A 23,530-nucleotide genomic window follows, 5' to 3' on the forward strand; every position below is an offset into this window, starting at 1 on the left:
AGCGAATGACTAAAAGCGAAAAACTAAAGTTGGGGGTTGAGGTTGTGATTGGGTAGAGCGAAAAGAGGAGGAGCATCGAACGTGCTCCGCTCCCCCTCTTCTTCATTCAATAATTACATCTTTCCATGTGCCTGGCGTGCGATCACGTCGAGCTGCTGCTCCTTGGTCAAGTCGATGAACTTGACGGCGTAACCACTGACGCGGATCGTGAAGTTGGCGTACTCTTCTTTCTCGGGGTGCTCCATGGCGTCGATCAGCTTATCTACGCCAAAGACGTTCACGTTCAGGTGGTGTGCGCCGCGATCGAAGTAGCCGTCCATTACGCGAACGAGGGTCTCTACCTGCTCATCCTGCGTATGGCCGAGCGTCGAGGGGCTGATCGTCTGCGTGTTCGAGATGCCGTCCAACGCATACTCATACGGCAGTTTAGCCACTGAGTTCAGCGATGCCAGCAAGCCACTCTTCTCTGCGCCATACGACGGGTTGGCACCCGGAGCGAGCGGTGCACCGGCCGGACGTCCGTCGGGCATGTTGCTCGTGTACTTGCCATAAACCACGTTCGAGGTGATGGTCAGGATACTCGTCGTCGGCTCCGAGTTGCGGTAGGTGTGGTGGCGGCGGATCATGTTCATAAACGTCTTCAGCAGCCATACGGCGATCTCATCGGCGCGGTCGTCATCGTTGCCGTAGCGCGGGAAGTCGCCTTCGGTCTTGAAGCTGAGCGGGAAGCCCGTTTCGTCGCGGATGATGTTCACCTTGGCGTACTTGATGGCGCTGATGGAGTCTACCACATGGCTAAAGCCTGCGATACCCGTAGCGAACGTGCGACGCACATCGGTGTCGATCAGTGCCAACTCAGCGGCCTCGTAGAAGTATTTGTCGTGCATGTAATGGATCACATTCAACGTGTTCACATACACGCCAGCCAGCCACTCCATCATATCCATGAAGCGCGGCATAAACTCGTCGTACTTCACCACGTCGCCCTCGATCGGACGGTAAGCCGGACCGCATTGCTCGCGTGTCTTGGCGTCTACACCGCCACTGATGGCGTACGTAAGGCACTTAGCCAGGTTAGCCCGCGCACCGAAGAACTGCATCTCCTTACCCGTCTGCGTGGCCGACACACAGCAGCAGATCGAGTAATCGTCGCCCCAGATAGGCCGCATCACGTCGTCGTTTTCGTACTGGATGGAGCTGGTCGTCACCGAGATTTTCGATGCGTAACGCTTGAAACCTTCCGGCAGACGAGACGAGTAGAGCACCGTCAAGTTCGGCTCGGGCGAGGGACCCATGTTCTCCAACGTGTGGAGGAAGCGGAAGTCGTTCTTCGTCACCATCGAGCGGCCGTCCATACCGAGACCAGCCATCTCGAGCGTAGCCCAGATCGGATCGCCAGAGAAGAGCTGGTTGTACGACGGGATGCGCGCAAACTTCACCATGCGGAACTTCATCACCAGATGGTCGATCAGCTCCTGCGCTTCCGATTCCGTCAGCGTGCCAGCCTCCAGATCGCGCTGGATATAAATGTCGAGGAAGGTCGAGATACGGCCCACGGACATCGCAGCGCCATTCTGCGTCTTGATGGCGCCGAGGTAGCCGAAGTAGAGCCACTGCACGGCCTCGCGAGCATTCTTCGCCGGTGCCGAAATGTCGTAACCATAGATGGCCGCCATCTTCTTGAGTCCCTGGAGCGACTTGATCTGCATCGAAACCTCCTCGCGCAGACGGATCACGTCGTCCGTCATCACGCCTCCGCCGTCATGCAGTGCCAGGTCTTGCTTCTTCTTCTCGATCAGGAAATCCACGCCGTAAAGCGCCACGCGGCGGTAGTCGCCCACGATGCGTCCGCGGCCGTAGGTATCCGGCAGACCGGTGAGGATGTGGTTGTGTCGCGCGGACTTCATCTGCTTCGTGTAGGCATCAAACACACCGTCGTTGTGCGTCTTGTGATACTCCGTGAAGATCTCGTGCAGCTTCTCCGACGGCTTGTAGCCATACGTCGTGCAGGCCTCTTCGGCCATCTTGATACCGCCGTAAGGCATGAATGCGCGCTTGAGCGGCTTGTCGGTTTGCAGACCCACGACGCGCTCCAAATCCTTCGTGCCCTCGGCGATGTAAGCCGCTCCGTAAGCCGTCAGGCCAGAGACAATCTCCGTCTCCATATCGAGTACACCGCCCTTGGCGCGCTCCTCCTTCTGCAAGCCCTGCAGGATGCCCCACAGCTTCTGCGTGGCCTCGGTTGGGCCCTCCAGGAAGCATTCGCAGCCGTCATAAGCCGTGTAATTGTCTTGAATAAATCCGCGAACGTCCACTTCATCCGTCCACTTGGTTCCTTGGAACCCATTCCATTCCTGTCTCATTTTATGATCGAATTTTTATTGTTGATGATGTTATCGGCTGACCTTTTCGGGAGGGGGTTGGCCCCCTTTCCTCTGTCATCCGCGGGCAAATGTAGAGGCATTTCCTTACACTGGACACATTTTAGGCGGAAAAATGCAAGGTCGACATTGCAATTTTTATAACGCACAGATAATCAACGGCTCCAGAACGCACCTTTTTGCACACGACAAGGCGAAGTGTGCCGATAAAGGTGCTATCGCCTCCTTTTTTGCCCCTCACCCAGCCCCTTTCTCTCCCGTTTTATCCCTCTCCGAGATCCTCCTAAACCACGTCGTCCCCGTCACACACGCAGCCGCTCTTATCCTCGCCTCCGACTCCTTCGGCAGACCCTCTGCCTCCTTTGTCCTCCCCTACCCGGCTGCCGTCAGACCCTTCGCCGCCTTTGTCTTCGCCTCCGACTCCTTCGGCAGACCTTCTGCCGCCTTTGTCTTTGCCTCCAAGATCTCAGGCAGACCTTCTGCCGCCTTTATGATGCCCTGTATAGATAGTGTCAATGATCTAAACAGGCTATCAAAAATCAATATAGCGCTGTATGTAATCTAAACAGGCTGTCTAAATACTTAGATACGGTATCCTGAATATGAAAATGATTGATGGAGATTTTATGCCTCTGTTTTGTCTGATAAAATGATATATAAGCTCTTATATAGATGGTTTTCTACATAAACAGCATGTCCAAATATTTTCCATAACTATCCATGATCAAGAAATAGGCTATAAAATATATCAAGCTAGTTCTTTCTATAGACGGTATCATATTCGATTTTTAGTTACTGTTCATATCAAAAATAGTGACTCGAAAAATGATTTTATAGTGTCTATATCATAAGCAGCACCTATACAGGGCATCATAAAGGCGGCAGAGTCTCTGCCTGAACTACCGGGGACGAAGACAAAGGTGGCAGAGGCTCTGCCGGGACTTTGGGGGTGTTAGATAAGGGTGACGAAGAGGCGGACTGGAGCTGGGTGGTGGAGGACAAGGGGCGCAGAGGGTCTGCCGAGGTGCCGATTCCCCCTTACTTTTGCTCCATCATATTCAAACAGTAAGATTATGCCTCAGATCAGTCTTTTTTACGGCATCATTATTATGATGTACTTCTCCGATCACGCGCCGGCGCATTTCCATGCGTGGTATGGGAATTATAAGGTTACGGTATCCATCAAAGATGGTGTGGTGAAAGGTGAAATGCCAGCGCGGGCGCTGCGGATGATACTGGAGTGGCTCGATTTGCATCGCGACGAGTTGATGGTGAATTGGGAGCGGGCCTGCAAGGGCGAGGCATTGAACAAAATAGAACCTCTGACATGAATGCAATGATGTTTACAGAAGTGGTACGGGCCGAATACGCGGGGGGATACCGCGTGCGGCTGTGGTTTAACAACGAGACGGTGAAAACGGTGGATCTGGAACAATCGCTGAAAGGAAGCGTGTTCGAACCTCTGAAGGACGTGGAACGGTTCAAGCGGTTCCAAGTCAAATATGCCACCATCGAATGGGAGAACGGCGCAGATCTGGCTCCGGAATATCTCTTTGAGTTGCCGGCTGTGGAATAAGTCAGGGACGTTTCTCTGAGATCTCTCTTCCTTTTCTTGATGGTTCTTCCTCTCTCCCCTTGATGGTCTCCCTTTTCTTCCCTTGATGGAAGAAAAGGAAGCAAAAGAAGATCAAGGCGTCAGGGACGCCTGCCAAGTTTGCCGGGTACCGAACAACCGTATCGGCCTTGGCTGAGGTCGCCGGCAACTTAATGGATATATGGTTCTACTCTGGCTGGGGCTGTCGGGCTTTGGCGGCTTGGTACTGGCGGATCATCTTCCGACGGACGCGTATGATCTGCCGACGGTAGACGAGGGCGGCAAGGAGGAAGTAGAGGCCGGTCTGCAGCCAAAGGAGACGGTACTCACGGGCGACGTCGAAGAGGGTGGCGCCGCAACTCTTGATCAGCACAAAGCCGCGGATGGCTGGCGTGGAGGGGAAGAGTTGGGCCAGGGCGCGCCAGTAGAAGGGGAAGGCGTCGGTGGGCCAAGAGATGCCGGAGAGGAAGAGCAGGATGACGGACATGAAGACGAAGAGCATCATGCCGGACTCGCGAGTGCGCATGAAGCCGGATAGGATCATGGCAAAGAAGATGCTGGCCAGGAGGTAGGGAAGGAGGAAAAGTAGCGCGTCCCAGGGGTTACCAACGGAGGGGTAGGCGAAGATTCGCGGAACAACGACGAGCGTCCAGAGGCAGACGGGGATGTAGATAATGACGTAAGCGAAGGCCTTGCCAAGGAGGACGCGGAGGGTGCCGCGGAAGCGTCGGTCGAGGGGGACGAGGTGGTGGAAGCGGCTCTGCTCGCGGGCGGTGCCGCCCAGCATGCAGATACCCAGGACGAGCGTCTGCTGGATGATAAGGATCAAAACGGCGGGCAAGAGGAAGCTGGCGAAACCGTTGGCGGGGTTGAAGAGGGCCACGGACTCGTAGGGGATGGGCGCGACGTAGATCTGCTGAAGCTCGTCGGTGGATTGGGGCGTGCGGGCGGCACGGATCTCGCGCCCCATGTCGAGCGAGACCTCGGTGGTGGCCAGGAGGAGGGCTTTGTAGTGCAGCAGCAGGCTCATGTCGGTATAAAGCGAGACGGTGGCCTGACGTCCGGCGGCAAGATCGCGGTTGAAGTCGGACGTGAAGAGGAGGATGCCGTAGGCTTGCTTGCTATCAACTAACCGACGGGCATCCTCGATGGATCCGCAGGTGGCCACAACGCGGACGTCGGGTGTGGCATCGACACGGCGGATGAACTCGCGGCTGCGCTGCGATCCGCTCTGGTCGACGACGACCAAGGGGACGTCGCGCACCGTTTCGGGGTTGTAGATGAGGGCGTAGATGACTGGGTAGGCCAAGGGGACGAGGAAGAAGAAGATCATCACGCCGCTGTCACGAAAGATGGCGCGCAGCTCTTGCCGCCAGATGTAGAACAGGTCTCGGAAGCCTTCGGCTATGAGGGTCGGTAGACGTTTTTCGTTATCCATATATAGAGGGTAGAGAGTAGAGGGTAGAGGGTGGAGGGTAGAGGGTAGAGGATAGAGGGTAGAGGATAGAGGGTAGAGGATAGAGGGTAGAGGATAGAGGGTAGAGAGTGGAGGGTGGAGGGTAGAGGGTCGCTTCATGTACCCGGTTCTACCCTCTACCCTCTACTCTCTATCCTCTATGATCATGGGATGTAATGGAAATAGAGCAGGGCCCTTTTCAGGTTGCGGTAGATGGTGAGGGGCAACAGGAAGAAGGCGGCAAGCCAGACGTATTCTCCCCAGGTGTAAGCCAGCGCGCGACCGTTGAGGGCCTGATCGATGTAGATGAGCAGATAGTGGCGCAGGGGATAGAGGTACGACAGGGCGTGGAAGGGAGGATACATGGCCGTCACGGGGTACGACAGGCCGCAGATGGAGAAGCCGAGCATGCCAAAGAGGCTGGCGAAGCTGAGGCCGAGTCGGACGGTGGGTAAGACGCCGATCATAAACACGCCGACGGCTTGCGAGGCAATGACTAATAGCGTCATGGCGGCGAGGATGGGAAGCCAACCGCTGGCCAATGGGAAGGCGTTGTAGCCATAGAGCACGGCACAGATAAGCAGTCCGACAACGGTGAAGATGATCGTGTGCGGAAGCAGTTTGCCGGCCAGACTGACCGCCAGCGAACCGTTCCCGAGGCCGAGCCAACGGCGGGAAGTGCGCTGTTTGATCTCCGCGCCGATGCTGTAGACGGTGACAATGAAAACGAGCAGCTGCAGCAGTCCGGGCAGCATGGCGTTGCTGAGATAGACGGAGTAGTTCAGCCACGGGTTGCCAATGGCGTGCGTATCGACGGTGATGGGCTGAATCTGACCCATGATCTGCGCATCGGTCATGCCGCGCGCCTGCCCCTGCTGTAGCCCGACGGAGGCGCCGGCCAGCACGGAGAGCGTCTTCATGTCGCGAAACATGAGGGACCCAGCGATGAGAAACGAGCCATTGGTATAAAACGACAGCCGGGGACGCTTGCCGGAGGTGGCGTCCTGCTGAAAGTTTTTCGGGATCAGGAAGACGCCATAGATGCTGCCTTGCTGCATTTCGTGTCGCGCCTCGTCGAAAGAGGCGCACTGCATGCGTACGGCGGTCTGCTCAAAGGCGTCAAGCTGGCGGACGAGACGGCGCGAAGTGGGCGTATTGTCGAGATCGACGACGGCCACGGGCAGATCGGTGGGCAGGCCGCTGCGCATGAGCGTAGTGAAGAAAAAGAGACAGCCGACGGGGGCCACGACCATGCAGAAGAAGTAGACCGGGTTGGCCACCAAGCGGCGCAGCTCCCGTCGGGCGATGCGCAGGATGGCGTATATGCCTTCGCGAAGGGTCATCGTTTACCGGGGCGTTTGATGATGACGGACATGCCGGGTCGGAGGTCGGCCACGGGCGATGTGGGACGTGCGCGCACCTCGAAGGTCTTCGAGTCATACTGGCCAGTAGTCTTTGTGGCCTTCCATGCGGCGTAGGTGCCCATGTCCTTCATGAAGTAGACCTTCATCACGACCTCCTTATCGCCGAGCGCAGGGATGAAGCCTCGGATCTCGGCGCCGATCTTGATGTCGCGCAACAAATCTTCGCGAACGCTGAAGGTGACCCACATGTCGTTCAAGTCGGCGATGTTCATGATCGGTGCACCGGTACCCACCAGCTCGCCGATCTGCGGGAAACGCTCCACCACTTCGCCATCGATGGGGGAGGTCAGGGCACGCTCGCCGAGGTAAGCCTCCACCTCGTCGACGACGCCGCCAGCCTGACGGACAAGGGCCGATGCAGCCGCCTTATCCTCCCGCCGAGCACCTTCGCGGGCCATGTCGTACTGCGAATGTGCGGCCTTCTCGGTAGCCACCATCGCCTGATAGTTTGCCTCGGCCTCGTCGCGCTTTTGGGCAGACATGACGCCTTGATCGTAGAGGTGTTGCACGCGGTCGTACGACTTCTTGGCGATGTCGAGTCCCGCCTTGGCCTTCTGCCAAAGCTCGTAGGCGCCGGTCACTTCCTGCGATCGGGCGCCGGCCATTGCCTTGGCGCTCTGTGCCTCGGCGGCAGATCGTACGGCTTCGGCCTGACGCAGTTTGGCATCTACCTCGGGGGTGTTCAGGTAAACTAACGTGTCGCCGGCGTGCACGCGGTCGCCCTCGCCGAAGCGGTAAGCCTCGATGCGTCCGGGCACCTTGCCGGAGATACGTACTTGGGTGGCTTCTGCCTGACCCATGATAATGTCGTCGGGGGGAGTGAGCAGGATGAAGCCTGCCAATGACACTAAGCCTATCACGATGACGACTGCAATGAAGGCCAGTAGCATGTTGTTGATTGAATATTTTTTCTCGCTCATTGTATGTAGGGTAGTTATGGGGCTTTGCCCCGGGATTGATACGTAGTGGGGAGGGAGCCTTGTGGGCACCCTGGGTGGTAGAGATGCCTATATATAATAGGTATAGGGTGCCAGCCAAACTAGCTTGGTACAGGGATTCTACTCTTTGCCTAAGCGCCCGAGGGCTTTGCTGAGGTAGACTTCGGTGAGCTTGACCTCGATTTGGGCGTCGATCAGCTGAGAACGGGCGGAGACCCATGCGGTTTGCGCCTCCATGAGGTTGAGTGCGGGGATGACACCCTCTTCGAAGCCGACGTTAGCGTAGCGGAGGTTCTCTTCGGCGCGCTCCATGTTGCGCGTGGAGGCGGTGAGCTGTTTACCGGCCTCGTTCACCTTGTAGACGGATTGATTGACTTGCAGTTCAACCTTCTCGCGCGCCTCCTCCGTTTCGAGTCGTTTGATCACCGTCTCAGCGCGTGCGGCGTTACGCTTGTAGGAGCCCTCCCACCACGCCGAGAGGGGCACGCGGACCAGCACGCCGACGTTGTACATGCCCGAAAACTCTTTCTTGAAACCGTGGTAGGTGTTCGGATTCGTGACGAGGTAGTTGGCCGTCAGTGCGACGGTGGGCAGCATCTCGGCCAGTGCGATCTGCTCCTTTTTGCGGTAAATCTTCGTGGCCAGCTCGAGGCTCTTCAGCTCGGGGCGATGGCTAAATGCCTCCTCGGCGTTGGCCTGCGTTGCGGTGGGTTGGACGGCAAACTGCTCGATACGTTCGTCAGCCAAGAGGGGCGGATGCTCCATGTCGAGCCCGCAGAGTTGCGCCAGGAGCATGCGCGAGAGCGCCAGCCCGTTGTTCACCTTCGTCTGGGCCATCTCGGCCTCGTTGAGCTTTACTTTGACAGACAATTCGTCCGCCTTCGTGGCCACGCCGGCCGTGATCATGGCGGCGATGTCGGTGTCCATCTTGCGAAGCAGATCTACGTACGCGTCGGCCAACTTTTTCTTGTTAGCCAGCGAGACGACCTGCCAATAGGTCTCGTCCGTGCGGCAGATCACGTCTTGCAACTTCGTGTCGTGCATCGACTCGGCCAACTCGCGGGCGTAACCCGTGATCTGGTTGTACGAGACGATCTTTCCACCCATGAAAACGGGCTGCACAAGCGATACGTCGCCGATCCAAACGTTCTGCATATCCACATGCGTGAGGCTTTTCAGCTCCTCCATGATTTGAGGGAGTGATTGCGCTAGTTGCGGATACTTCATCAGTAGCGGCGCCAGTTGCGGAAGCAGTTGGCCGGTCATGGCCTCAAAACGGCTGTAATCCACCAGCTCGAGCGGCTTACTGTTGTGTATGTAAGAGCCTGTGGCGGAGAGTTGGGGGAAGTATTTCGTGCGTGCCGCGCGTCGTTCCTGCGCAGCGCGATCCACCTGTGCCTCGGCGATTTTCAGCTCCTTATTGTTGTCGATAGCCAGCTGTCGGCATTGCTCCATCGTGAGCGCCTCCTGCCCGTAAGCGGCACAAATGGGCAGTGCGAAAGTCATCCATAAAATCAATGAGTGCTTCATTCTTCGTGTTTATTTTTCAGGGGCGCAAAGATATTAGCGCATAGATTCGCGGTTCCATAATTCCACCGAAATGGACATAAGACGCGCGAATCGTACAGTTCACGAGCGGATTGAGGCGCTCTATCCGATCCGTAGCGGTTGTTTGTACGATACAATCGGCCAGAGACGAATCACTCCACGTCACACTCATATTATAATATAACGTGAGTTCGACGAAAGAATGGACTCCCTAATCCCTGAAGAATGTCTTTGATAGCGCGCAGTAGCAGCCAAAGTGCTTTTGGAAATGCTTGCACTGGCGGTGCAAACCTCAAAAACCACTTTTCACCTCTTGCACCACCGGTGCAAGCATTTCCAAAAACATTTTGGCCATCGTGTGACTCCCGCAAAAACTCTCTGCTGGCGTTATTCTTACATCGAACTCACGTTATTGATGAATACAATGTGGTTTACCTGCCGCAAAGATGTTCCATCTGATTTATCCGCCCTTCAACGCATTCCGGAGCGCTGTATATCCTCCACATACCCCCTCCAAAACCCGCATTCCATGCGGGTAATCACCAATATACCACACATATGGTATTGTCGGGCCTATGGGACGCCCGTACCTTTGCGCTCAAATTAAACACCAAAAGAAAATGGCAAGAGTTTATCAGAACCTGACCGCCCTCGTAGGCGGCACCCCGCTCTTGGAAGTGAGCAACATCGAGAAGTCAGAAGGCCTCAAGGCACACGTGATCGTTAAGCTGGAGTATTTCAACCCCGGCGGTAGCGTCAAGGATCGTATCGCACTGGCCATGATCGAGGCCGCAGAGCGAAGCGGCGAGCTGAAGCCCGGCTCCATTATCATCGAGGCTACCAGTGGCAACACGGGTATCGGACTGGCCTGGGTGGCCTCCGTAAAGGGTTACAAGCTGATCCTGACCATGCCCGAGACGATGAGCGTGGAGCGTCAGAATCTGCTCAAGGCTCTCGGCGCTACGTTGGTGCTGACGCCCGGTAGCGAGGGCATGAAGGGTGCGCTCCGTCGTGCTGGCGAACTGAAAGAGGAGCATCCGGGATCGATTATCCTGCAGCAGTTTGAGAATGAGGCCAACCCCGAAGTGCACACCCGCACGACGGCTGAAGAGATCTGGAACGATACGGACGGAAAGGTCGACATCTTCGTGGCGGGCGTAGGCACGGGCGGCACCGTGAGCGGTGTGGCCGAGGGATTGAAGAAACATAACCCGAAGGTGAAGGCCGTGGCCGTGGAGCCGGTGGGATCGCCGGTGCTGTCGGGTGGACAGCCGGGGCCGCACAAGATTCAGGGTATCGGTGCTGGCTTTGTGCCGAAGAACTATCACGCTGACGCGATCGATGAAGTGCTGCAAGTGCAGGACAACGAGGCCATCGGTGCCTCCCGACTGCTGGCTGCCCGTGAAGGTCTGCTCGTCGGTATCTCGTCTGGCGCCGCGCTGCACGCCGCGCTGGAGCTGGCTCGTAAGCCCGAAAACGAGGGTAAGACGATCGTGGCCCTACTGCCTGACACAGGCGAACGCTACCTCTCGACCGTGCTCTATGCCTTCGAAGAGTATCCGCTGTAATTAAAGCACACTGAAAGGGGGCGCGCTGTGTCTCCCCCCTTTCAGTCGTCTCACCTTTCTCCTCCTATGATCACTTTCCTCCTGGCCGATAATCAAGATATCACGCGGGCTGGACTGCGTGCCTACATCGCCGACACCTTCGGCGAGGCGGGCTGTTGCACGCTCGAGGTGGCCAATAAGAAGGCGCTGATCGAGGCTCTGACGACGCACCGAGACAGCACGGTGGTGATCCTTGACTATGCGCTCTTCGACCTGGCCAGCGTGGAGGAGCTCTTAAACTTGGGGCGACGCTTTCCGGAGGTCGCGTGGCTGCTCTGCTCCAACGAGCTGAGCGACGCCCTCATCCGCCGCCTCAGCGCCGAGTACCACGTGGGACTGATCCTCAAGGATTGTACGGCCGACGAGATCCGCGCGGCGCTCCGACACACGGTGCAGGGCGATCGTTTCCTTTGTCACCGCATTGCCGACTTCCTGCTCACCGTGCACCGTCAGCCGGATACGCACGAGGCGCTCACGGCCACTGAGACGGAGATCCTCCGACTCATCGCCCGCGGACTGTCGGTCAAGGAGATCGCCTCCGAACGCATTTCCAGCACACACACCATCATCACTCACAAGAAGAACATCTTCCGTAAGCTGGGCGTCAACAACGTTTACGAGGCCACGAAGTATGCCCTGCGTGCCGGCCTGGTGGAGATGGTGGAATACTATATATGAGACAGAACATTCTGCCTTGACAGCGTGTTGCTCATGCCGCTCGCGCTGTATATGTGACGCTTTGTAGTTGAAAATAGTTCGCACCTGAGCAGAGGGGGAGCTGGAGTGATACGACTCCGGTTTCCCCTCTCTCTTTTTTTGCTGGGGAGGGCTTTATCCTGTCGATTGACTCGATCAATGAGCATACACCCGCTATGCCGATTGACTCGATCAATGGGCTGAAACGGGTTTGATGCTCGCGGACCACATATGACAAAAGGCAGCCACGAACGGATGCGTCGTGACTGCCTTTTCTTATGCGCTGTGGCCTATCCCAGACCCTCTCAGAGTCTTACCACCTCACTGCTTCCATCCGCAGAGTCGGGCATGATGAAGTCGGTGAAGCAGAGCGCGGCCAGGGCGGTGCCATAGCGGCGCTCGATGGTCATACCCTCGGTGACGAAGTTCAGATCGCCGAGGTAGAACCGGCTGTAGGTGCGCTGATGCAGGTCATTGATCACACGAATGAGACGCGCCTCCAGCTCCTCGATGCGGTAGCGGCCGCTGACCTCGCAGACCAGGCCGCCGGCCTTCTCGTCGAAGTTTTCGTCCTTATACATCCACGCATAGACGAGGCCGGCCGAGATGAACTCGTCCTGATAGCCGTGCGAAACGGCCATGATCGTCTTCAGCTCCGAGCCGAAGGGCGGCAGGTCGACCTCGTCCATCATCACCGGGTGCGCCGTGGCGGGAATCACGGACGAATACGTCATGATGTTGAAATCAGCAATGCCGGCGTCGAAGAGCGCCATGTGATACGACCCGGCGTGCTTCTCCAGGTCGGAGTCGCCACTGCCCTTTGCAATGAAAAACGTGTTCGGGATCAGGTTCCCCACTTTCTTTACCATCTTCTTTGTCTTGATCTTTTGAATTAAAATGAAATCGGTTTTGTTCTCTCGTTCCTCCGAGTCGGGGGCGCATAGGTGCACACCCCTTTCGGCAAACAGGCCGCAAAAATACGGGGGGATCGAAAATGTGAAAGCGAACCGAGAAAAACGAACTGGTGAGACGCCCGGGTCGCTCTATTTTTGCCGCCCATAACCCATTACTCCCCCCCCGATACGAAATGAAGATTCTCATCATCGAAGACGACCCCTCGCTGCGCGAACTGATCGCCCAATCGCTTACCAACCGCGAGCGCGCCGTGGTTGAAACGGCCGACAACCTTCGCTCGGCGCTCTACAAGATCGAGGACTACGACTACGATTGCGTCCTACTCGACATCATGCTGCCCGACGGTAGCGGCTTCACCCTTCTGGAGCGCCTCAAGGCGATGAAGAAGCGCGAGAGCGTGATCATCATCTCTGCACGCGACACGACGGACGACAAGGTGGCCGGGCTGGAGCTTGGCGCCGACGACTATCTGGCTAAACCCTTCCACCTGGCCGAACTGCATGCGCGCATCCGCAGTGTCGTCCGCCGCAGCCGACAGGCCGGCGAGGCGGATATCCGGCTGGGCAACGTCCGACTGCTGCCGGAGACGTTCCAAGTTTTCGTCGCCGGCCGCGAGCTCAGTCTCGGACGTAAGGAGTACGGCATCTTGGCCTACTTCTTCCATCGCCCGGGCCACCTGATCAATAAGGAGACGCTGGCCGAGGCCGTCTGGGGCGACCATGTCGACCAGGCCGACAACTTCGACTTTGTCTATGCCCAGATGAAGAACCTCCGCCGTAAGCTCACCGACGCCGGCGCCACGATCCAGCTCAAATCCGTCTACGGCTTCGGCTACAAACTGATCGAAGACACGGAGACATGAAGCTCATCTATCGCATCCTCCTCCACCTCTCCGTCGTTCTCTCGGCCGTCCTCACCGGGTGGGCCATCTACTTCTACGCCGGCATCGTGGAGGAGGTCAACGACGAGACCGACGACGCCCTCGACGACTACGCCGAGCGCATCATCCGTCGCTACCTGGCCGGCGTCCATCTGCCCTCCGAAGACAATGGCACGAACAACAGTTTCTATGTCCACGCCGTGACGGAGGACTACCTCCATCACCATCCCGCCATCGAGTACATCGACGAATCCGTCTTCATCGCTGAAAAAGGTGAGACCGAACCCGCGCGTACCCTCCGCACCGTCTTTCGCGACCGTGCAGGGCGCTACTTCCTGCTTTCCGTCAGCACGCCCACGATCGATAAAGACGACCTCAAGCAGGCCATCCTCTGGCGCATCATCACGCTCTACGTTGCGCTCCTCGTCACCATCCTCACCGTCAACGTCTGGGTTTACAGTCGCAGCATGCGCCCCCTGTACCGCCTCCTCCGTTGGCTTGACACCTACACCGTCGGCCGATCGCACACGCCACTCACGGCCCACTCGGCCGTCACCGAGTTTCGCCGACTCTACGACGCCGTGCGCCGCCACACCGACCGCACCGAGCAGGCTTTCGAGCAACAAAAGCAGTTCATCGGCAACGCCTCGCACGAGCTTCAGACGCCGCTGGCCGTCAGCCTAGGCCGCCTCGAACTCCTGGCCGACAGTACGCCCGCGCTCACCGAAGCCCAACTCGCCGAGGTGATCAAAACGCAGCAGACGCTCCGCCGTGCCGTGCGCCTGAACCGCTCGCTGCTCTTCCTCACCAAGATCGACAATCGGCAGTTCCTCGACCAGACCGACCTCTGCCTCGACGCCCTCCTCCGCCGCGATCTGGAAGATCTGCAAGAGGTCTACGCCTCGCGCCGCATTACCGTCGACCTCACCGCCGTCGATCCGCCCCTCCGTGCATCCATGCACGAATCTCTGGCCGACGCCCTCGTCTCCAACCTGCTCAAGAACGCCTTCGTCCACAATCACTCCGACGGACGCATCCTGATTCGCATCACCACCCCCACCCTCACTATCGCCAACACAGGCCCCGCCGCCTCGCTCGATCCCACCCACCTCTTCGACCGCTTCCATCAGGGCCCCCACCGCGTCGAAGGCTCCACCGGCCTGGGGCTCTCCATCGTCCGTGCCATCTGCCGCCTCTACACCATCGACATCCGCTACGCCTTCACCGCCGACCGTCTCCACACCTTCACGCTCACCTTCCCCCTCACCTCTCAGAACAAGACGCCGTAAAGTCCGCAGACTGCACCCCGGAAATGATTGCAGAACTTCTGCAAGGACACTTTTCCCCATTTTGGCGTTTGCAGAACTCCTGCAAGGACACTTTTCCCCATTTTGGCGTTTGCAGAACTTCTGCAAGGACGCTTTTCCCCATTTTGGCGTTTGCAGGACTTCTGCAAGGACACTTTTCTCCATTTTGATGTTTGCAGAACTCCTGCAAACACTTCCAAATCCAGAATGATCTCTCGATCCCTTTCCACCAGTTAGAAGAAGAGATATTTGAGAGGCACCAGCCCACAAAAAAGACGAGGGGGCTGCCCCACCCTATGTGGAGACAGCCCCCTTCAGTCAGAGGAGAAACTTAGAAGCTATACGTTATGCCGTCGCAGCGGCTGCCGTTGCACCGGCCGCCTTGAGCGATTTGCGATGTTGGATCTCGTAAGCGATCGGCGTGGCCACGAAGAGCGTGGAGTAGGTGCCGACAATGACACCGAGAAGGATGGCGAACGTGAAGCTCTGGATCGTGGATCCACCGAGGAGGAAGATCACGAAGACGACGATGAAGGTGGAGAGTGACGTGCTGAACGTACGCGAGAGTGTGGAGTTCAGGGCGTCGTTGATCACCTCGTAACGGTCGCGCTTGGGATAGAGCTTGATCGTTTCGCGGATACGGTCGAAGACGACCACGGTGTCGTTGATCGAGTAACCGATGACGGTCAGAATGGCCGCAATAAAGGTCTGGTCGACCTCCATAGAGAAGGGCATGATCTTCCACAGCAGCGTGTAGAAGGCGATGATGCAGAGCGTGGTGACGGCCACGGAGATGAACACACCGACGGAGAAGGCTACGTCGCGGAAGCGAACGAGGATGTAGAGCGCCATGCAGACCATAGCGAAGAGGACGGCCAGGACGGCGCTGTTCTTGATGTCGTCCGCCATACTGGGGCCGACCTTCTGCGAGCTTTGGATGTTGTCCGAGGCGAACTGCTCCTGTGTGGCGTTGCCAAGGAAGGGCTTGAGGCCGGCGTAGAGCTTGCCGATGATTTCGTCGTCGATGCCGGCCGAGTTGTCCGTGATCTTATAGTTGGTCGAGACGCGCACCTGATTCTGCGAGCCGATGGTGATGACGCCGACGGATCCGCCTTTGAATTGCGGTTCGAGGGCCGCACGCACCTCGTCGGTGCGAACATCCTTATCGAAACGGATCACATAGTTGCGACCGCCGGTAAAGTCGATGCCGTTGTTGAGGCCAATCGTAGCCATCGAAACACAACCGAGAAGGATGATGGCGAGCGGGATGATGTAGCCCACTTTACGCTTACCGAGGAAGTTGATCTTCGGATCGTTGAGGAAGTTCTTCGAGATCGATGTGGTGAAGGTCAGGTGCTTGATCTTCTCCTTAGCCAAGAGGGCTTCGTAGACGAGACGTGTGATGAAGACAGAGGTCAGGAAGGATGAGATCAAGCCGATGATCAGCGTGGTGGCAAAACCGCGGATGGGGCCGGTACCAAAGACAAAGAGTACGACACCGGTGATGATTGTCGTGAGGTTCGAGTCGAAGATGGCGGAGAAGGCATTGGAGTAACCATCGGCAATGGCACGGGCCAAAGGTTTGCCGGCGCGGAGTTCCTCTTTCGATCGCTCATAGATGAGCACGTTGGCGTCGACTGCCATACCGAGCGTTAGCACCATACCGGCGATACCGGGCAGGGTGAGCACAGCTTGGAAGGAGGCGAGGATACCCATCGTAAAGAAGATGTTGATGACGAGGGCGCCGTTAGCAATCATACCCGGCAACAGGCCATACATAGCGCACATGTAGACCATGAGGAGGATGAGTGCGAGGGCAAACGAGATGATACCGGCGTTGATGGCTTCCTGCCCGAGCGACGGCCCGACGATGTCTTCCTGCACAATGTTGACCGAGGCGGCCATCTTACCCGACTTGAGCACGTTGGCTAAGTCCTTGCCTTCATCTTGGGTGAAGTTACCCGTGATCTGCGACTGGCCACCGGTGATTTCTGACTGTACCGTGGGGGCGGAGTAGACCATGCCGTCGAGTACGATGGCGATGCTACGCTTGATGTTCTCCTTGGTCAGGCGGGCCCATTCGCGGGCACCTTCGGCGTTCATCGTCATGCTGACTTGGTACTGTGGGCGGCCGATCTGCTGCTGGGCGAAGTCGGCCACGGCATTCGTGACTACGTCGCCACTCAGGGCGGGCGTACCGTCACGGTTGGTGACCTTCAGGGCAAAGAGCTGATAGAACTGATCGTTATCGTCCATCGCCTTCACGCTCCAGCGGAAGAGGACATTGTTGGGCAACACAGCCTTCACTTCAGGCCGGTTGAGGTATTCGGTGATCTTGTCCATGTCCGTCTTCTTGGCGTAACCTACGACGGGGCCGGGAACGAGGTAGCGGCCGGTGCGGTCGACATTCAATTGCAACAGGGCAAAGAGCGGGTGCTCCTTGGCGTATTCTTCGGCGGTCATCTGACCGGCTGCAGGCGACTGTTGGCTTTCGGCGTTAATCTGCGCCATGAGCGAATCGGTCTCGGAGGTAGCTGAGTCGGCCTTAGCCGTGAGATCAGATTTGGCGGCGGTAGCCGTTGTATCGGTCGTGGCGGTGGACGAAGGCTTTGTGGACTTCAGCGCCTCCGCCAAAGCGTGGTCAGCGGCGGTGAGTTGCTGTCCGATCTCGGTCAGGTTGTATGTCTCCCAGAACTCCAGATTGGCGCTACCCTGCAAGAGTTTGCGGACACGTGCCGGCTCCTTCACACCCGGCAGCTCGACGAGGATACGACCAGCCGTCTCGAGGCGTTGGATGTTGGGCGACACGACGCCGAAGCGGTCGATACGTGTGCGCAATACATTAAATGAATTGTCGATAGCGCTCTGCAGCTCCTCTTTCAGTACGGCAATGACTTGCGCGTCGGAGCTTTGGGGAGTGATTTTATCTTTCAACTCAAAGGTGCTGAAGAGGGCTGCAAGATGAGCGCCCGGATCCAGCTTCTTGTATTCTTCGGCAAACAAATCGATGTAATTCTTCTGGCTGGTTGCCTGACGGGCATAAGCCGCATCGAGTGCCTTGTTGAAGTTGGCGTCGGGATTATTGTCCGCCAGCGAACGAACGACATCGGGCACGTTAAGCTCCAATACGACGTTCATACCGCCCTTCAGGTCAAGCCCCAAGGTCACCTCCATTTCGCGGCATTGCTTCAGCGTATAGGCGCCGAACCAGACCTTCTTGTTGGCCAATGAGTCTAAATAAAAACTCTCTTTAGCAGGGTCCCCGTTAGCATACTCGGCGGCTTCCTTGTAGTATTTTCTCGTCACAAACGAGAAGGAGAGATAGTACAAGCAAACCAAAGCGAGCAGTATGGAGAAGACCCTCACGAATCCTTTGTTCTGCATTTGAAATTCCTGATTTATTGTTATTTATACCTTATTCTTTTTTTTCAGGGCGCAAATATAGCGCGTTTTTTATTCCAACTACACGGAAGAGAACCTTTGCAAAAGCCCCATCAATACAGGGAAGTAGCCCTCAAATGAAGCCTTGCGAAAGGGGGCTATTCGGTCGTCGGTGCGGGAATGGCATCCATGATGGCGAAAAGCTCACCAACCGTCTCAGCGCGCAGCATAGCTACACGCGTCGGCTTGAAGTCCGGTATGCCTTTGAAGAGCGGCGTGGCGGCCAAGTGGCGACGGATATGGAGGATGCCACAACGCTCGTCAAGACGCTCTACACTCTGCAAAACCTGCTGCTTGAGCACGTCGAGATACCACGCGAATGACTCTGGCGGAAGCGGTTCACCCGTCTGTAGATAGTGCTTCACCTCACGGAAGATCCACGGCCGGCCGATGCAGCCACGCCCGATCATCACACCATCGACACCGTAGCGATCAAAGGCCTCACGGCAACGCTCGGCGGAGGTTATGTCGCCGTTGCCAATGATGGGAATTGTCATGCGGGGATTCGACTTGACGGCGCCGATGAGCGTCCAGTCGGCTTCGCCGGTGTACATCTGCGCGCGGGTACGGCCGTGGATCGTCAGGGCGGCGATGCCACAGTCTTGCAACTGTTCGGCCAGCTCGACGATGATACGATGATCGGCATCCCAACCGAGGCGCGTCTTGACGGTCACGGGGATACGGACAGCACGGACGACGGCCCGCGTGATCTCGAGCATGAGCGGCACGTTGCGCAACATGCCGGCTCCGGCACCTTTACCTGCCACCTTCTTGACCGGACATCCGAAATTGATGTCGAGCACATCGGGCCGAGCGGCCTCGCAAATCTGTGCGGCCTCGACCATGGACTGGACATCGCGGCCATAGATCTGTATCGCCACGGGGCGTTCTTCGTCGCGTACCCGCAACTTTTCTTCGGTGCGGCTGACGCCACGGATGAGCGCATCGCTCGAGACAAATTCAGTGTACACCATATCCGCGCCGAAGCGTTTGCACATCAGTCGGAAGGCGGCATCCGTGACGTCTTCCATCGGCGCCTGCATGACGGGCCGATCACCTAATTCAATTGTTCCGATTTTCATCTTCCTCTTTGTACCTATAATATATGTATGGGGGCCTTCTCTTGATCCTGTCCATAGGATGCTCCCGATCCTCTGCCCTCTAAAAAAAGGAAAGGCGAAGATTCACATCTTCGCCCCCTCAGAAGAATTTTAAACACTACACCAGAGCGGCGATATGATGGGCAATGCGCCGCTCTTAATCTCAAAAAAACAATGTCTCGTGGAGCCCGCCTCGGTTTGACGCCCGCCTCTCGGAGTCGCTGCCTTGCGTATATTCTCTCTCCTGCGTGGCGTAAGGGCTCGCTGTGACCAATTTGATCGAATTCGACTGTTTTGATTGCTGTTTCTTAGTGGAAAACGTCAAATAAATTTCTTTTCGACGCCAAAAGTACACCCCTTTTCATTTTATGCAAGTCTGAGAGACGTAGCGCGCCACTTCGCGCCGATCTGTCTGCACGGTTTCGAACTCTGACGTCACGGCGCAACTGCCCATGGGTACGCGCTCGTTGCGGTAAATCATGCCACTCTCGACGACGCGTCGAGCGGAGGTGTGAAACTCGCGGGCTCCGGTTTCGGACTCGATGCGCGCGATGTTGTCTGCCCGCACACCACAGCCAGGCATGACGACGATACGTCCGTCGGCCTGGCTCACCAGCTCGCGGAGGAGGGGGATACCCTGCACGGCGGTCGCTTCTTGGCCGGAAGTGAGCACGCGATCGACGCCGTGACGGATCAGTAGCTCGAGTGAGGCGCGCGGATCGCGGCAGACGTCGAAGGCGCGATGAAAGGTGACCGAAAGCGGTCGGGCGGCGGCCATAAGTCGGTCGAGGAGGGGCTCGTCGATGTTGCCGTCGGGCGTTAGGCAACCGATGACGACGCCTTGCACGCCGAGCTGGTGGGCTACCTGGATGTCGTGGAGCATAGCACCGACCTCGGTCTCGGTATAGAGAAAGTCGCCGGCCCGTGGACGGATGAGTACGTGGATCGCGATCCGCTCAGTGGACTGTCGAGCCATGACGATCTCGCCATAGCTGGGCGTTGTGCCGCCTTCGGGGATGCCGGCGCAGAGTTCCACACGTGCGGCTCCGCCGGCTTCGGCCTCCACGCAGCTTTGCGCTGAATTGGCGCAGACTTCGATGATTCGATTCATACCTCTATAATCAGGAGTAAGGGGGGACAATAAAAAGCTAAAAACTAAATCACAAAAATAGAGGATCCTCGATAATCATCGGTATCTCTACCCTATAAAAAAGTACCCATCCGATAGCTATCGACAGCTCTATCCTATCGAAAAGTACATATCCGCTGCCCGCTGATAGTACTACCCCCTAAAAAAGTACACCACGGATGCCCATCAACTACTCTACCCCCTAAAAAGCAACTATCACCGATCGCAAACAATTACCCTCACTTCAAAAAGTAACTATCCTCAATGCACCACGACATCCCTCTTCCCTAAAAAATACCTCACTGATCCCCATCGACAACTCTATTCCTAAAAAGCAACTATCACCGACCGTAAACAATTACCCTTACTTCAAAAAGTAACTACCCTCGATGCTTTCCGACACTCCTCTCCCATAAAAAAGTACCCCTCCGATTCTCATCAACGACTCTACTCCTAAAAAGCAACTATCACCGATCGCAAACAATAGCCGTTACTTCAAAAAGAAACTATCCTCGATGCCTCCCGATATCCCTCCCCCCTAAAAAAATGCCTCACCGATGCCCATCAACGACTCTACTCCTAAAAATCGACTATCACCGACTGCAAACAATAGCCGTTACTTCAAAAAGTAACTACACTCGATGCTTCCTGATACCTCCCCTCTAAAAAAGTACCTCACCGATATCTGCAGATACCCCGACCCTCTAAAAAAGTACTCTCAAAACTTTCTACAATACCTCTCCCCCCTAAAAAAGTACACCACCGATTCCCATCAACGACTCTATTCCTAAAAAGCGACTATCACCGACCGCAAACAATTACCCTTACTTCAAAAAGTAATTACCCTCGATGCATCCCCATATCCTCTCCCCTAAAAAAAACACCTCACCAATGCAAATCAGCGATCCTACTCCTAAAAAGTAACTATCACCGACCGCAAACAATAGCTTTTACTTCAAAAAGTAATTACCATCGATGCCTCCCGATAGCCCTCCCCCCTAAAAAAGTACCTCACCAATTCCCATCGATAACTTTAATCCTAAAAAGCAACTATCACCGACTGCAAACAATTGCCCTTTCTTCAAAAAGTAATTACTCTCGATGCCTCCCGATAGCCCTCCCCCCTAAAAAAGTACCCCACCAATTCCCATCAACGACTCTACTCCTAAAAAGCGACTATCACCGACCGAAAACAATTACCCTTACTTCAAAAAGTAACTATCCTCGATGCCTCCCGATAGCCCTCCCACCTAAAAAAGTACCTCACCGATGCCCATCAACGACTCTACTCTCTAAAAAGCAACTATCACCGATTACAAAAATAGCCCTTACTTCAAAAAGCAATTATCCTCGATGCCTCCCGATACCCCTACCCCCTAAAAAAATGCTCTTCCGACAGCAATCAAGACTTCAATCCCAACAAAAAAACACCCAACACCAAACATCAAACAACAAAAAACGACCGGATACCTGCGAGCGATGCTCGGCTAGTATCTGGTCGTTTGCGGGTGAGCGTAAGCAACTTACGGTTATCCCTCCTCCGGCAGATGAATATCGGGATTGCCGCTATCGCCGGCACCTCCGGTGCCGGAATGACCACCGGCGCCTCCGCCGCCGTCGGGTTTCTTTCCGGCGCCGCTATCGCCGCCGGGCTTCTTCGGCTCTTCCTTCTCGGGGAGGTGGATGTCCGGCTTACCGTCGTCCTTCCCCGGTTTTTGGGGTTTGGGCTCCTTCGGCTGTTTCGGCTGCTTGGGTTGCTTCGGATCCTTCGGTTTCTTGTCGGCGTTCGTCTGCCGGTTCGCCAGAGTGGACTTCTGATGGTTGATGTGCGACGTTACGCTCTCGACAAAGCCGCGATATGGGGCGTCGCCATTCACTACGACGAGGGCGTTGACCGTCTCTATGAGCTTGAGGTACGCTTCGTCGCAGGCTTTGCGCTTCTGCTTAATGACGCCCGTCAACTCCGATCGCTCCTCTTTGGCGCGCTTCTTAACTGCCGCCAAGTAGGCCGTTTGTTTCTGCTCCAGATCGTCGACAAAGTCTTTTATACCGGTCTGGGTGAGCTTACTAACGTCCATCGCGCGGAAATCTTGAATCAGGTTTCGCAGTGTGCCGGACTCTTGGTTCTGTGGCTGATCAACGATACTGCCGCCGCCGTACTTCTTGAATACGGCTACCGCTTCGGCACCGACCTTGGCCTTCTCCTTGTCCGGATGTCCCGAAACGCCTCGCACAAAAGTGTAGAGCTTTGTGCAAGAATCGTCGCGCTGACGATCCAAGTTCGACACCTCGGCCGCTGACGGCACACTGGATGCGGCCTTGAGCGCCGTATCAAACTCTCCGAAAGCCTTGCCGTGATTCTCGACGTCCGTCTTTAGCCCTGCTGTATATCCAGAAGCCGATTCGAGCAGCGGTAACTGGTCTGTCTCGTTCTTAACTAACTCTTGGAACCCAAAATCCTCCTGCACTCGGAGTCTCGCAATGTTGATAGTTGATATTTTCATGACTAACTCTCTATAAAAATGGTATCTGTTTGGGGTGCGAAGATCTATCTTTTTTCTGACCTTCCAAATTTTTCCCATCAATAGCAGTCATCTTTTTGATTTTGGCCTATCGTCATTCATCGATCACGCAAACCTTCTACAGGAAGAATAATTGTAATCCGTCGACAGTGCTTACTTTTTGAGGGAAGCCCATTGCAAGCCGTCGACAGTACAAACTTTTTGAGGGAAGTCGATTGTAAGCCGTCGACAGCAAAAACTTTTCGGGGTAAACCAATTGTAAGCCGTCGACAGTAAAAACTTTTTGAGGGAAGCCGATTGTAAGCCGTCGACAGCAAAAACTTTTCGAGGGAAGCCGATTGTAAGTCGTCGACAGCGCAAACTTTTTGAGGGAAGCTAATTGTAAGCCGTCGACAACAAAAACTTTTTGAGGGAAGCCAATTGCAAGCCGTCGACAGTACGAACTTTTTAAGGGAAGCTGATTGTAAGCCGTCGACAGTGCAAACTTTTTGAGGGAGGCTCATTGCAAGCCGTCTATAATAGATTATATAGATAAAGAGATGACTCGTCGGTCGTCTACCCTATTTCTTTTTAGAGGAAAGTGTGACCGATT

Annotated in this window: 16 protein-coding genes; 6 read left to right on the forward strand and 10 right to left on the reverse strand. The window is 56.0% G+C overall.

Translation table 11 applies throughout. The annotated features are described in order from the left end of the window. Positions 1–113 precede the first annotated feature (113 nt). Positions 114–2,363, reverse strand: a complete 2,250-nt coding sequence (pflB, locus tag C7123_RS01480; RefSeq protein ID WP_069175536.1) for a formate C-acetyltransferase — start codon at positions 2,361–2,363, stop codon at positions 114–116. A gap of 1,091 nt (positions 2,364–3,454) precedes the next feature. Between pflB and C7123_RS01490 the strand changes: the two genes are divergently transcribed. Together C7123_RS01490 and C7123_RS01495 are read left to right on the forward strand one after the other, a co-directional pair. Then, positions 3,455–3,712: a DUF4160 domain-containing protein gene (locus C7123_RS01490; protein ID WP_037995501.1), complete on the forward strand. Its 258-nt coding sequence runs from the start codon at positions 3,455–3,457 to the stop codon at positions 3,710–3,712. Further along, entirely contained in the window at positions 3,709–3,957 is a 249-nt protein-coding gene (locus C7123_RS01495; protein WP_237269257.1) for a DUF2442 domain-containing protein, read from the forward strand. Before C7123_RS01490 ends, C7123_RS01495 begins: the two co-directional genes overlap by 4 nt. 205 nt (positions 3,958–4,162) lie before the next feature. Here the strand turns inward: C7123_RS01495 and C7123_RS01505 are convergent, their stop codons facing one another. The 4 genes from C7123_RS01505 to C7123_RS01520 form a co-directional block, all read right to left on the reverse strand. Further along, positions 4,163–5,413: an ABC transporter permease gene (locus tag C7123_RS01505; protein ID WP_069175538.1), complete on the reverse strand. Its 1,251-nt coding sequence runs from the start codon at positions 5,411–5,413 to the stop codon at positions 4,163–4,165. A 182-nt stretch (positions 5,414–5,595) separates the two neighbouring features. Then, positions 5,596–6,774, reverse strand: a complete 1,179-nt coding sequence (locus C7123_RS01510; RefSeq protein WP_069175539.1) for an ABC transporter permease — start codon at positions 6,772–6,774, stop codon at positions 5,596–5,598. Beyond that, positions 6,771–7,775: an HlyD family secretion protein gene (locus C7123_RS01515; protein ID WP_069175540.1), complete on the reverse strand. Its 1,005-nt coding sequence runs from the start codon at positions 7,773–7,775 to the stop codon at positions 6,771–6,773. The genes C7123_RS01510 and C7123_RS01515 overlap by 4 nt, the downstream gene beginning before the upstream one ends. Before the next feature lie 138 nt (positions 7,776–7,913). Then, complete coding sequence (locus tag C7123_RS01520) at positions 7,914–9,323, reverse strand: TolC family protein (RefSeq protein ID WP_069175541.1); 1,410 nt, start codon at positions 9,321–9,323, stop codon at positions 7,914–7,916. Positions 9,324–9,961: 638 nt separating this feature from the next. Between C7123_RS01520 and cysK the strand changes: the two genes are divergently transcribed. Together cysK and C7123_RS01530 are read left to right on the forward strand one after the other, a co-directional pair. Continuing rightward, a complete protein-coding gene (cysK, locus tag C7123_RS01525; RefSeq protein WP_069175542.1) occupies positions 9,962–10,909 on the forward strand; it encodes a cysteine synthase A in 948 nt (315 codons plus the stop codon). 66 nt (positions 10,910–10,975) lie between these two features. After that, on the forward strand, positions 10,976–11,626 hold the full coding sequence (locus tag C7123_RS01530; RefSeq protein ID WP_069175543.1) for a response regulator transcription factor: 651 nt from the start codon (positions 10,976–10,978) through the stop codon (positions 11,624–11,626). Positions 11,627–11,949: 323 nt separating this feature from the next. Here C7123_RS01530 and C7123_RS01535 read toward each other — a convergent pair whose 3' ends face one another. Further along, a complete protein-coding gene (locus C7123_RS01535; RefSeq protein WP_037984501.1) occupies positions 11,950–12,513 on the reverse strand; it encodes a pyruvoyl-dependent arginine decarboxylase in 564 nt (187 codons plus the stop codon). Between the two features lie 218 nt (positions 12,514–12,731). Here C7123_RS01535 and C7123_RS01540 point away from each other — a divergent pair, with 218 nt between their 5' ends. Both C7123_RS01540 and C7123_RS01545 read left to right on the forward strand, forming a co-directional pair. Continuing rightward, positions 12,732–13,421 (forward strand): response regulator transcription factor, encoded by a 690-nt coding sequence (locus tag C7123_RS01540; protein WP_069175544.1) that lies wholly within the window; start codon positions 12,732–12,734, stop codon positions 13,419–13,421. After that, positions 13,418–14,728: a sensor histidine kinase gene (locus C7123_RS01545; protein ID WP_069175545.1), complete on the forward strand. Its 1,311-nt coding sequence runs from the start codon at positions 13,418–13,420 to the stop codon at positions 14,726–14,728. The genes C7123_RS01540 and C7123_RS01545 overlap by 4 nt, the downstream gene beginning before the upstream one ends. A gap of 363 nt (positions 14,729–15,091) precedes the next feature. On the opposite strand, the gene secDF is transcribed toward C7123_RS01545, so the two are convergent. The 4 genes from secDF to C7123_RS01565 all read right to left on the reverse strand — a co-directional run bounded on the left by secDF (position 15,092) and on the right by C7123_RS01565 (position 22,920). Then, positions 15,092–18,130, reverse strand: a complete 3,039-nt coding sequence (secDF, locus tag C7123_RS01550) for a protein translocase subunit SecDF (protein WP_069175546.1) — start codon at positions 18,128–18,130, stop codon at positions 15,092–15,094. 155 nt (positions 18,131–18,285) lie between these two features. After that, positions 18,286–19,269 carry a tRNA dihydrouridine synthase DusB gene (gene dusB / locus C7123_RS01555; RefSeq protein WP_069175547.1) on the reverse strand — a complete coding sequence of 328 codons (984 nt, stop codon included), beginning with the start codon at positions 19,267–19,269 and terminating at the stop codon, positions 18,286–18,288. 379 nt (positions 19,270–19,648) lie between these two features. Next, a complete protein-coding gene (locus C7123_RS01560) occupies positions 19,649–20,398 on the reverse strand; it encodes a copper homeostasis protein CutC (RefSeq protein WP_069175548.1) in 750 nt (249 codons plus the stop codon). 1,547 nt (positions 20,399–21,945) lie between these two features. Further along, a complete protein-coding gene (locus C7123_RS01565; protein ID WP_159049795.1) occupies positions 21,946–22,920 on the reverse strand; it encodes a DUF6261 family protein in 975 nt (324 codons plus the stop codon). Between the last annotated feature and the right edge of the window lie 610 nt (positions 22,921–23,530).

This window comes from Tannerella serpentiformis (assembly GCF_003033925.1).
GTDB lineage: Bacteria > Bacteroidota > Bacteroidia > Bacteroidales > Tannerellaceae > Tannerella > Tannerella serpentiformis.

Coding starts and splice junctions, on each gene's coding strand:
- pflB (WP_069175536.1), bottom strand. CDS start 2,363: ATGAGACAGGAATGGAATGGGTTCCAAGGAACCAAGTGGACGGATGAA.
- C7123_RS01490 (WP_037995501.1), top strand. CDS start 3,455: ATGCCTCAGATCAGTCTTTTTTACGGCATCATTATTATGATGTACTTC.
- C7123_RS01495 (WP_237269257.1), top strand. CDS start 3,709: ATGAATGCAATGATGTTTACAGAAGTGGTACGGGCCGAATACGCGGGG.
- C7123_RS01505 (WP_069175538.1), bottom strand. CDS start 5,413: ATGGATAACGAAAAACGTCTACCGACCCTCATAGCCGAAGGCTTCCGA.
- C7123_RS01510 (WP_069175539.1), bottom strand. CDS start 6,774: ATGACCCTTCGCGAAGGCATATACGCCATCCTGCGCATCGCCCGACGG.
- C7123_RS01515 (WP_069175540.1), bottom strand. CDS start 7,775: ATGAGCGAGAAAAAATATTCAATCAACAACATGCTACTGGCCTTCATT.
- C7123_RS01520 (WP_069175541.1), bottom strand. CDS start 9,323: ATGAAGCACTCATTGATTTTATGGATGACTTTCGCACTGCCCATTTGT.
- cysK (WP_069175542.1), top strand. CDS start 9,962: ATGGCAAGAGTTTATCAGAACCTGACCGCCCTCGTAGGCGGCACCCCG.
- C7123_RS01530 (WP_069175543.1), top strand. CDS start 10,976: ATGATCACTTTCCTCCTGGCCGATAATCAAGATATCACGCGGGCTGGA.
- C7123_RS01535 (WP_037984501.1), bottom strand. CDS start 12,513: ATGGTAAAGAAAGTGGGGAACCTGATCCCGAACACGTTTTTCATTGCA.
- C7123_RS01540 (WP_069175544.1), top strand. CDS start 12,732: ATGAAGATTCTCATCATCGAAGACGACCCCTCGCTGCGCGAACTGATC.
- C7123_RS01545 (WP_069175545.1), top strand. CDS start 13,418: ATGAAGCTCATCTATCGCATCCTCCTCCACCTCTCCGTCGTTCTCTCG.
- secDF (WP_069175546.1), bottom strand. CDS start 18,130: ATGCAGAACAAAGGATTCGTGAGGGTCTTCTCCATACTGCTCGCTTTG.
- dusB (WP_069175547.1), bottom strand. CDS start 19,269: ATGAAAATCGGAACAATTGAATTAGGTGATCGGCCCGTCATGCAGGCG.
- C7123_RS01560 (WP_069175548.1), bottom strand. CDS start 20,398: ATGAATCGAATCATCGAAGTCTGCGCCAATTCAGCGCAAAGCTGCGTG.
- C7123_RS01565 (WP_159049795.1), bottom strand. CDS start 22,920: ATGAAAATATCAACTATCAACATTGCGAGACTCCGAGTGCAGGAGGAT.